This is a genomic window from Veillonella sp., from assembly GCF_015058545.1.
In the GTDB taxonomy this organism is placed as follows: Bacteria; Bacillota; Negativicutes; order Veillonellales; family Veillonellaceae; genus Veillonella_A.
In genome coordinates this window covers 1-7404 of sequence record NZ_SVCB01000109.1, presented here as the reverse complement: position 1 = coordinate 7404, position 7404 = coordinate 1, and the positions used below count along the sequence as shown (strand labels likewise).

5 protein-coding genes and 1 pseudogene are annotated in these 7404 nt (G+C 43.4%); 1 reads left to right on the top strand and 5 read right to left on the bottom strand.

Annotated elements, in window-relative coordinates:
- From E7204_RS07460 to sfsA, 5 genes are all read right to left on the bottom strand, one after another.
- Positions 1-898 (bottom strand): GNAT family N-acetyltransferase (locus E7204_RS07460; RefSeq protein ID WP_295183188.1); only part of this gene is annotated, 898 nt, incomplete at its 3' end.
- A gap of 52 nt (positions 899-950) precedes the next feature.
- Complete coding sequence (locus E7204_RS07455) at positions 951-1859, bottom strand: phosphatidylglycerol lysyltransferase domain-containing protein (RefSeq protein ID WP_156705274.1); 909 nt, start codon at positions 1857-1859, stop codon at positions 951-953.
- Between the two features lie 441 nt (positions 1860-2300).
- Positions 2301-4778 carry a DNA gyrase subunit A gene (gyrA, locus tag E7204_RS07450; RefSeq protein WP_295183187.1) on the bottom strand — a complete coding sequence of 826 codons (2478 nt, stop codon included), beginning with the start codon at positions 4776-4778 and terminating at the stop codon, positions 2301-2303.
- A gap of 133 nt (positions 4779-4911) precedes the next feature.
- The gene (locus E7204_RS07445; protein WP_295183190.1) at positions 4912-5232 is read right to left on the bottom strand and encodes a YnfA family protein; all 321 of its coding nucleotides are present in this window, start codon (positions 5230-5232) and stop codon (positions 4912-4914) included.
- A gap of 20 nt (positions 5233-5252) precedes the next feature.
- Entirely contained in the window at positions 5253-6416 is a 1164-nt protein-coding gene (sfsA, locus tag E7204_RS07440) for a DNA/RNA nuclease SfsA (protein WP_295183185.1), read from the bottom strand.
- 356 nt (positions 6417-6772) lie between these two features.
- Here sfsA and E7204_RS07435 point away from each other — a divergent pair.
- Positions 6773-7404, top strand: a pseudogene (locus E7204_RS07435) (nitrite reductase); the annotation flags it as partial.

Below are 7404 nucleotides of genomic sequence, written 5' to 3'. Positions count from 1 at the left end.
AATGGGCATCGATATGAACCGGCACGCTCGCCATAGCGTTAGCTACATCTACGATGCGGCTCATCATGTATGGCATAGTAGTATGACCGGTTTTACCGTTTGGATGGAAGATATAGGATTCGTCCTGCATACCTTCGTTCCAACGAATGCTCGACCCCTGCGAACGATGATTGTATAAATAATTGAGTAAACCTTTTTGACTGCGACGAGAGGTATATACAAATTCGGTAACCGGAATTTCTTCGGCGCCCAAACGATATACCGCATAACCTTCAATTCGGCCGTCTTCCGTCTGCACATAAGCTACGCGCACGCCTTCCGCAAAAAAGCTGCCCAACAAGCGACGCCATTCTTTTTCACCGCGCACAGCATAACCGGATAAACCGGCTGTATACTTTTCATAGACCGGAGCCAATTTTGTCCATTCATCTTCAGACTGCAATAGACCGAAATGTAAAGTTTTATCCGTAAGGGGACGTAAATCCTCCAGACTCATGGTCTGTACCCACTGATGAGCGTACAATTCCCAACCGTATTGTTGGTAAAAAGCCGCTTTAGACGGCATCAAAATGGTGATACCCTGACCGCGTTTTTTTAACTCTTCTAACGAAGCCGTTAATAATTGACCGCCGATACCACCGCGACGGGCTACCGGATCCGTCGCTACACCCACCATGTAACTTACCGGTACAAGCGCACCGCGCACGTTAAGCGTATATTGACGCAAATGTACCATGCTGGCAAGCAATGTTCCGTCATAACCTACCATGGTATGTTCCGGTTCGTACGCTTTACCGAAATAATATTGGAAAAAAGGATCTTCCTTATTTTCAAAACAATAATCCCATAAATTTTCAACAGCTTTTGTATCTGCTGCCGTCGCAATTCTAAACTCCATAGCACACCTCTTTTTATACAAAAAAAGGAGCCCTCAGGGCTCCCCTAATACTTTATTCCTTAACAGGACAGATATCGGCATAGACCGCATCATATTTTTCCGCAAAATGATCCGGATTATACGATTCTTTTGCCTTGCGAAGGCCCGGTAAACCCATATCTTCTTCACGATTTACAAATTCCGTATCGGCAAATTCATGACGAATGAATTCGTTGTTAATTGCCTGATACAAACCGCGAATTGTAGGATTTGCTTTTTCAATATGAATGAGCGCCATGCGATCATTGAGATACTCACCGATAGTGAAGGCTTCAATGCGACCAAACAATTTGATAGCACCGCCTACAAGACCAAGTTCATCCCAGTGAGTAAATAACAATTTAATCGCTTCTAACTCATCTTCGATACCTTCTTCGTGATGTTGTTCTACCCAAGATTCAGCCGTGGCAATACAGTCGGCAAAAATATCTTGTGTCAGCGGCATATACTCATAATTGGTATACTGCATGCGGAACTGATTCAAGTGATTTTTCTTCTGACGCAATTTTTTACCGGATAAGCTAATTAAATCCTGTGTTTTGTAAATATACTCAAAGTTATCGCGGTCCGGCGTGAATTCATAACAATCAGGACAGAGCGTATTCATACGTTCCATCATAATTGGATTGACACCTTTTAAACGAAACTCTAAGTTATTAACTTCAAACCATTCTTTAGCCATATCAAGGCCGTCTACGAATTTAGCGTCTTTACCGGCAAAAGGCGGCAACATAAACGGTTCTCGTTTACCGCCCCCTTTGATGAACAATACGCCATCTTCTTCGGCCCATTCGATGCCATAGGCATCTTGCCACATAAACAATGTGGTAAAACAGTTATCCGATGCTTCATAATGATGAATTGCAAAATAATCATCGATAATCGGTTTATCTTTTAATTCAAATCTTCTAAATGCTAAAATAGGAATCGCCTCCTACGGACTAATAGTAATAATACACAATTATAGCGTTCTGATTTTTTTATAACGCTCTACATTTTTTAGGTTCTATATCCCTAACCTTTATACCCTAATCTTTTAGGATTTCATTAACACTATGCTCAGGGCCAATCAATACTGCTGTTAAAGTACCGATAGGGGCTGAGCTCATATAGCTAACTCTATAATTATACTACATATTTGTACTTTGTAAAATACAACTATATCTATATATTTCATTCTATATATATGTATTTTACCATAAAATTGTGTAAAAGAGAATTTTTTTCACAGTTTCTTTCGTTTGACAGCATTATTTTATAGGCATTGAATCTATTACCGACAAATGAAGAATAGTGAATTACAAAAAGCGGACTGAAGAACTTTTATCTTCAATCCGCTTTATTAGTATTTATAAGTTACCACTTAGAACAAGCTGTCTTCTTCCGAATCCAATTCGTCTTTAGCAATAATAGCTACGGAAGCTACTTTATCCTCACCATCAAGATTTTGCAATTTCACACCGGAAATGGCTTTCCCTTTTTTAATGGCAATATCTTTCATGTCAAAACGAATAATCTTGCCCTGTTCGGAGATGAGCATTACCTCATCGCTGTCCGTTACGATACCAACAGCTACAACATCACCGGTTTTGTCGGTAATGCGGAAGTTTTTCGTTCCCTTGCCGCCGCGTTTCTGGAGCGAGTATGCATCTTCACTGTTGCGTTTGCCATACCCTTCTTCACTGATAGTGAATACCTGACAAGCTTCGCCCGATTCGGTAATCACACCGGCGCCGACTACATCATCACCGGCATTAAGTTTAATACCGCGAACGCCCTGAGCAGAACGTTTCATGAGACGTACGTCCTCTTCATTGAAACGAATAGCCATACCTTTACGAGTGCCGAGGAGAACATCTTGATTGCCCGCTGTGAGGCATACCGCAATGAGACGGTCATCATCAGCCAAGGAAATAGCATTCAAACCGCTGCGACGAATATTTTGATATTCTTCAATGGACGTACGTTTTACCACGCCTTGTTTTGTTACCATTAACAAATTAAGATCGTGATTTACAGTTTCCATATCAATCATAGTCGTCACCGCTTCACCTACATTGAGCGGCAATACGTTGATAATCGCTGTACCGCGTGAATTACGGCTCGATGCTTCCGGCACTTCGTAACCCTTCAAGCGATATACACGGCCCGCAGTGGTAAAGAACAAGAGCGTATTATGGGTACGAACATGAGAAATCTGTACCACATAGTCATCTTCTTTTGTCTTCATGCCTACAACGCCTACGCCACCTTTATGCTGGTTGCGATATACATTGGCATTCATGCGTTTGATATAGCCCTGACGAGTCAAGGTAATAACCATTTCTTCGTCGGCAATCAAATCTTCCACATCAAGTTCGGACGTATCGATTGTAATTTCACTACGACGTTTGTCGCCGTATTTCTGTTTCATTTCAGTCAACTCGTCTTTGATGATACCCCGTTGACGGTCTTCGCTGGCCAAAATAGCTTTCAAATCAGCAATAAGGATTTCCAACTGTTTGTATTCGTCTTCAATCTTTTCACGTTCCAAACCGGTCAAACGACGTAAACGCATATCCAAGATGGCAACGGCTTGTTTTTCAGTTAAGCCGAATTTCTGCATCAATGCGTTCTTCGCGATTTCATCGGTTTCCGACGCACGAATTGTGGCGATAACTTCATCAATATGATCGAGGGCAATAAGCAAGCCTTCCAAGATATGAGCACGAGCTTCCGCTTTGGCCAATTCGAACTGCGTACGACGTACGATAACGCCTAAACGGTGGTTCAAATAGTGGGTAAGTACTTCTTTTAACGTAAGTACTCGCGGATGACCATCAACCAAGGCAAGCATAATCACACCGAAGGTGTCTTGCAATTGGGTGTGTTTATATAATTTGTTAAGAACAATATCCGGCTGTACATCGGCGCGAAGCTCTACAACGATGCGCATACCGCGACGGTCACTTTCGTCACGAAGCGCGGTAATGCCGTCAATAACCTTATCACGGCTCAATTCGGCAATGCTTTCAATAACACGGGCTTTATTAACCTGGTACGGAATTTCCGTTACCACGATACGGTGTTTGCCCTTGTTCATTTCTTCAATCGTGGCACGGGCACGCATCTTAATGCTGCCACGGCCGGTGCTGTAGGCTTTTTTAATGCCATCGCGACCGAGGATTAACGCCCCTGTCGGGAAGTCAGGCCCTTTAATGGCTTTCATCAAATCGTTTACATCCACATCAGGATTGTCGATAAGCATGATTAAGCCATCCGCTACTTCGTTCAAGTTATGCGGCGGAATATTGGTCGCCATACCAACGGCGATACCGGCGGAACCGTTAATTAACAAGTTCGGAATTTTGGCCGGCAATACAGTCGGCTCTTGCAAGGACTCGTCATAGTTCGGCATGAAATCAACGGTATCTTTGTCGATATCAGCGAGCATTTCCGTCGTAATACGAGCCATACGTACTTCCGTATAACGCATAGCCGCTGCCGAGTCACCGTCGATGGAACCAAAGTTACCGTGACCATCTACCAAGAGGTAGCGCGTATTAAAATCCTGTGCCAAACGCACCGTTGCATCATATACGGAACTATCCCCGTGTGGATGATATTTACCAAGTACGTCCCCGACGATACGGGCCGATTTCTTATATGGCTTATTCGGAGTCATACCGGTTTCATGCATAGCGTACAAAATACGACGATGCACCGGTTTTAGACCATCGCGAACATCCGGTAAGGCACGCATAACGATTACGCTCATGGCATAATCGATATAGGAGCTCTTCATTTCTTTATCAATCTGGACGGGCTCAATTTTCCCGTGACTCCAGGTCGTTTCCTCCACAGTCTCACCTCATTTAATAATAACTAATCGTACATTTCAAGCGCTTCATTTAATTTATTAGCAACTTATATTATAGCATTTTTAGCGTTTTTATGCTACTTTTAACCGCATCAACAAGGGATTTTCACCACATTTAACGGGGATAATACATAATAATTAATACCCCTACGAGGGCAATGACGCCGCCTACTAAATCGGCCATATCGGGCACCACTTTATCCACCTGCCAGCCCCAAAGAATGGACAAAACAATAAAGATACCGCCATAGGCCGCATAGACGCGGCCAAACGAGGCCTCCTGCAAAGTAGGTATGATACCATATAAAAAGAGAACGACCGCACCGGCCACTAAGTACCATGGCCCTTTATCTTCTTTTAAAGCGAGCCAGACTAAATAGCCACCGCCGATTTCAAAAAAGCCGGCCACGATGAAGTAAAATAAGGATTTAGCTATTTCCATCAGTGTCTCCTCCCTTATTCACCAAGATTAATCACTGTATCCAAACGGTTCATGCGAAAATCTTCTACCATGAGCATAAAGGGCTCGTTATGAATCGGATTATAGGTCGTACCAAACAGATGGCTGTTACAATCACAGTCACTTGAGCCGAAGCCCGGCACCTCCCAGCCATCCAAATTTTTAACAGCCTTGGCCAATTGACATTCCAAATCGTCGCTGCTGCGAATCGGCAAGGTGGCAATCATCTCGCAATAAGAGCGGAAATAATCGAGATGCCAATGCATCTTTTTACGTTTCCGTTTATGACGTTCCAAACGCTTGGTAAGATTGGCTTTAGCGGAGCCCACATAGGTATAATACCCCTCATCAAAATGAAGGATACCCTTACTACCGATTTCCAAATCCATGGCGGTGGGCAAATGTAAAACCACCAGATAATCGCCGCGGTCCTGTGCTTCCCGGCGAAGCAGTTCCGCATCAAAACGGCATTCACGGATTACCTCCGGCATGGTAAATTCTTCCGACCAACGCAGTGCCACCGCCTTCCAATCGAGATCGCCCGCTACGTCACCGAAAGTTTGGGCAAAGGCCAAATCCGTATGATAATCCGGTAAAAACCACCGGGCCCGTTCCCACTGTACCAAGAACAAGACCCCCGTATGATACCCTTCACTTTTAAGAGCCTGTAGATGCAGTAGATGTTTACGCCCACGCTCCGTTATGGCATCAGGGAACATGGCCCCTTCACGACTGAACAAGGTACAGGATTTTACTTCCAGCAAAAAAGACTCTCCGTCATCATTGGTTAATAACAAATCGAATCGGCTATTGCCTACTGTATATTCACGGCGCACGACGGACCATTCTTCCCAACCGGGAATTTGTTTTGTCGAAATTAAATACTCTGCCACATCATTACTGTAGTTAGTATCCAGCATAATCGGCACGCCGTCCCGCTCAATGCCGATAACCCGGTACTGTGTTTTGGCGTCCTTTTTCGGATGATGGACTATGTAGAATTTAACACCGGGGTATAATAACTCCCACATGCGTCCCGGATTCGGCAAATGGGCCGGCAATACTTCACCGTTTAAATGATCCATAGCCAGATGAACCACAAAGCGATTCGGCCGTTCTACAAATCGTCCTGTTAATACTTTTTCATATAGTTGTTTCATGGCCTACCTCAATTATTTCACCAAGATTTCCATTCGTTTTTCCAATTTTTACAACTAAAAGCTGTTATAAAATTCTCCGGTATAGCTTTTACAAAAATAATCATAAAAGCTACCATTACAAAATTGCAATAACGAATCATTCTTCTAATATATCTAAAAAAATAAAAATGTAGCACAGGCTACATACATTTCAAGTAAAATGTCCTATAATGAACAATGTAAACACGAAGATTACCGTGTACTAAACGACATGAAGCAATATTTTTACTCGTATTATAAAAATATTACCTTCTTTATTATACGTAGAAGTAATGCACTCGTAAAGGAGTGCCGTCAAGGGAAAGGACGATGACATTATGGCTCAAGTAGCAGGTAACTTACAAAGAATTCGCAACGGTCAACGCCGTTATGCAATCACACCACGCATTCCGGGTGGTTTCGTACAACCAACTATGCTTCAAAAATTTATAGATGTAGCCAACACATTTAAGGCTACCCTCAAAATCACCGGTGCCCAACGCATCATGATTACAAACTTAAAAGCGGAAGATGTTGATAAAGCTTGGGAAATGCTGGGAATGGCACCGGCTTACAGCACATCCAATCGTGTACGCAGCGTAAAAATTTGCCCGGGCACCACGTTCTGTAAACGCGCTAAGCAAGACAGCGTAAGCCTCGGTATGAAATTAGATAAATTATATATCTCTCAGGAAATGCCTTCCAAAATGAAATTCGGCGTATCCGGTTGTCCAAACTCTTGCTCCGAATCCATCACTAAAGATATCGGCGTAATCGGTACCGCAAACGGCTGGCAAGTATATGCCGGTGGCAGTGCCGGGGCACACCCTCGTTTTGCCGACCTCATTGCCGAAGTAGCAACCGAACAAGAAGTATTAGCATTGGTAGACCGCATGGTTACTTTCTACAAAGAAAATGCTCATATTGAACGCATGGGTGCCTTCATCGATCGCAATGGTCTCGAAGCTTT